The organism is Candidatus Deferrimicrobiaceae bacterium (genome assembly GCA_035256765.1).
In the GTDB taxonomy this organism is placed as follows: domain Bacteria; phylum Desulfobacterota; class Deferrimicrobia; order Deferrimicrobiales; family Deferrimicrobiaceae; genus CSP1-8.
In genome coordinates this window covers 1-3840 of record DATEXR010000246.1, presented here as the reverse complement: position 1 = coordinate 3840, position 3840 = coordinate 1, and the positions used below count along the sequence as shown (strand labels likewise).

Sequence of the window (3840 nt, the reverse complement as noted above, 5' to 3'; positions counted from 1 at the left end):
CACTCCGAGAACCCGCAGGAACGGCACTTGAGGCACCCCTCCTGCATCTCGACCTGGCTGCCGCAGTCGGGGCAGGCCCCCCGCGCGACTCCGAACTCCTCGCTGCCGAGGGCACCCACCTGCCGGATGGCTTCTTTCCCGTCTCCGGAGAGCGGGGACTCCACGGGCGGCGCGTCGGCGGTGAACATCGTGTCGACGTGGTCGATGTACCACTCTACGGCCTTGGCCACCGCGTCCGCGCACGACATGATCTTCGCGCCGTTTCCGGCCCACGCCGGGAGGTGGCAGGAGATCCCCTTGAGCTGCTTGACGATCATGTCGGGCTTGACCCCCGAGCGGAGGGCCAGGGAAGCGAGCCTCCCGATCGCCTCGGACTGCGAGGCCGCGCATCCTCCCGCCTTCCCCATCTGGTTGAACACCTCGAAGATCCCCTTCTCGTCGCGGTTCATCGTCACGTAGATCTTCCCGCAACTGGTCTTCATCTCCTTGGTGACCCCGAGAAGGGTATCGGGGCGCGGGCGGGTGGAGACGTAGCCGGAGCCCCTCTCCGGGGCATCGGCCTTCCGGTCGGACTCCGTCCGGTTCACCTCGCCGATGTTCAGCACCTGCTCGTCCCGGCTCTTGTCCCGGTAGACGGTGACCCCCTTGCAGCCCAGCCGGTACGAGAGCAGGTAGACCTTGCGGATGTCCTCCCGGGTCGCGTCCGAGGGGAAGTTGACCGTCTTGGACACGGCGTTGTCGACGTGCTTCTGGAAGGCGGCCTGCATCCGCAGATGCGCCTCGGGCGAGATGTCGTGGGCCGTCACGAAGACCCGGCGCACCTCCTCCGGGATCCTCTCCACGTGGCGCAGGGTCCCTTTCCGGGAGATCTCCTTCATTTGCTCCAGCGAGTAGATGCCGCGCCCCTTCATCTCCTCCTCGAAGAGGGGGTTCACCTCGACCAGGTGGTCGTTGTCCATCACGTTGCGGATGAACGACAGGGCGAAGATCGGCTCGATGCCGCTGCTGCACCCGGCGATGATGCTGATGGTCCCCGTGGGGGCGATCGTCGTGGTGGTGGCGTTGCGCCGGGGGATATTCTCCCGCTCCGGGAACACGCTCACGTCGTAGTTCGGGAACGGGCCCCGCTCGCGTGCCAGGTTCGACGAGGCGGCGACCGACTCCTCCTGGAGGAAGCTCATCACCTCCTGGGCGACGGCCAGGGCCTCGTCCGAGTCGTAGGGGATGCCCAGCCGGATGAGCGTGTCGGCGAACCCCATCACCCCCAGCCCGACCTTCCGGTTCCCCATCGTCATCTGGCGGATCTCGGGGAGGGGGTATTTGTTCATGTCGATCACGTCGTCGAGGAACCGGATCGCATCGTGGACCGTCTCGCGCATCTTCGGGTAGTCGATCCGGGGGCCCCCGTTCTCGCCCGACACCATGCGGGAGAGGTTGATGGAGCCCAGGTTGCAGCTTTCGTAGGGCAAAAGAGGCTGCTCCCCGCACTGGCGAACATTCACATAGTGGTAGGAGAGGTCGCCGTCCACGGTTCCGCGGAAATGGCCGACGTAGAAATTGTGGTGCTCGTCGACCGTGCCGTTGTAAACGTCTTCGACGCCGTCAGGAACCACCGCGACAACCCGGTGGTTGTGCGTCAGGGCAGCGTTTTTCAGGGCATCATATGTCGAGAATCCGTATGCCGTTCCGAGGCGTCGGGAGACCCCTTCCGATCCGCAATGCGCCTCCCACTCCTTTTTGAGCGGGGTCCGTCCGCTCTCGAATTTCAGGTCGAGGAAGCAAGTGATCTGTCTCCGATATCGATCCTCTGCCTTGTTGAGACCCGTGGAGCGTATGCCTTGGACGATCCGTTCCCGGATGCCGGAATCCCCGTTGTGCCGGGACAGGTAGCACGACCGAGAACAGAAGGCTTGCTCGCGCCGCGTCCACCGGACGGCAAACGGGGCACCGCAACGTTCGCATGTCCGCTCGACCAAAACGACATTGCCTTGGAGGAAGCAGCGGAGGTCGGTGGCCCCCTGGCACTCGACGAGCCGCTTAAGTGCCCGCTCGCGGATCGCCGCCATGAACGCCTCCCGGTTCTCGGCCATGGCGGAGGTCACGGCCGCGCCGTGACGCGCGCGGAAGTGCTCATCGGTGAAGCGGCGCGTGGTCGAGAACCCGATTCGCGCCTTCGTTTCGTCGTGCCTGTGCCAATCCATGTTCTTGCCGGTCCGCCTGCGGTGATGAAAGTTGGCGATCAGCCGATGCTCGGGATTCCATTTCGGATGGTCGGTGGATGTGACCCACCAGTAAGGCTGCGAGCTGCTGCTCGAGGACGGCATCAATTTCTCGAACGACGATGCACGGCGGGTCATGACGCCCAAGCTGTCGCCGGAGACCAGCTCCCTTGCTTCCCGGACCGCGCCGTCGGAAAGGACGAACCGGTGGTTTTCCGTAACCCTCAGGGAATTCCCGTCGTCCAGCACGACTTTGAGAATGCGCCTTCCGTGCCCGGTGACGCGAGGGTTCCGCATCATCCGGACCGTCACCCGGCCGTTCCGACCGCGGCAATGGACGGGCACATCCTTACCTTCCTCGGCGAGCTGCCGGATGGAGACCGACTCGCGGCCGTCCGCTACCGCGACCAGCGTATCCCCGGCAAGGCACGGATTCGTGCTTTCGATGGCGCCGAGCTTGGGGGTGGGGTTGTCCCGGTTGATCCGGTCCAGGAAGATGATCCCCGGTTCCCCGTTCCGCCACGCCGCGTCCACGATCTTTTCGAACACCTCGCGGGCCAAGAGTCGCGCGACGACCATCCCGCCGTGGGGGTTGACGAGCTCGTAATCCGCGTCCGCCTCCACCGCCTTCATGAAGTCCTCGGTGATCGCCACGGAGATGTTGAAGTTGTTCATGCGCCGGCTCTCCGTCTTGCAGGTGATGAACCCGAGGATGTCGGGATGGTCGACCCGCAGGATCCCCATGTTCGCCCCGCGTCTCGTCCCGCCCTGCTTGATCGTCTCGGTCGCCGCGTCGAACACGGTCATGAAGGAGATGGGCCCCGACGAGATCCCCTTGGTGGACTTGACGACGTCATGCTTGGGCCGAAGCCGGGAGAAGGAGAAGCCGGTACCCCCCCCGCTCTTGTGGATGAGCGCGGTGTTCTTGACCGCCTCGAAGATCGACTCCATCGTGTCGTCGACGGGGAGCACGAAGCACGCCGACAGCTGCTGCAGCTCCCGTCCGGCGTTCATCAGGGTGGGGGAGTTGGGCATGAAGTCGAGACGGATCATCATCGCGTAGAACCTCTCCGCCCACCGGAGGACAACCTCGGGCACGGCGCCGTAGTAGAGCCCCTCCGCCATCGCGATGTTGTAGGCCACGCGCGCGAGCATCTCCTCGGGGGACTCCATCCTCTCTCCGGCGGGGTCCTTCTTGAGGTACCGGCGCTCGAGGACCTTCCGGGCGTTCTCCGAGACCGGCATCGGGCCGTATTTCGCCTTCATCCTTTCGACCCACTCCCCGGGAGGGTGGTCCGCAAGCTTTCGGGTTCCGGCGACGACTACGCCTTCCGCCTTGTCGTTCGCCGGGATGGAGGGTACGGAAACCGGGAAGTCCAGGTTCATGATCGCTGCTCCCTTGTAGGTATTATCCTACTTTAATGATGGCGTATCTTGTGGTGGAAGTTCATCACGCATACAAGATATGGTGTCCCCGGGGGGCTGTCAAGGAAAAGCCGGGGAAAAAAGAAAATTCCTCTAACTCTTTCCGAGGTGGCGATTTTCGCCAGGATAAAACAGCGATCTTTTCCAATGGCTGCTTCCGTCCCCGGATATTTTCCCCGCCGATCCGATCGGGAAC

1 protein-coding gene is annotated in these 3840 nt (G+C 63.9%); it reads right to left on the bottom strand.

Features of this window, described 5'->3' with window-relative positions; translation table 11 throughout:
* Positions 1-3605, bottom strand: a 3605-nt coding sequence (locus tag VJ307_08275) for a ribonucleotide reductase N-terminal alpha domain-containing protein (GenBank protein ID HJX74138.1), incomplete at its 3' end; no start/stop codon positions are given.
* Positions 3606-3840: the final 235 nt, after the last annotated feature.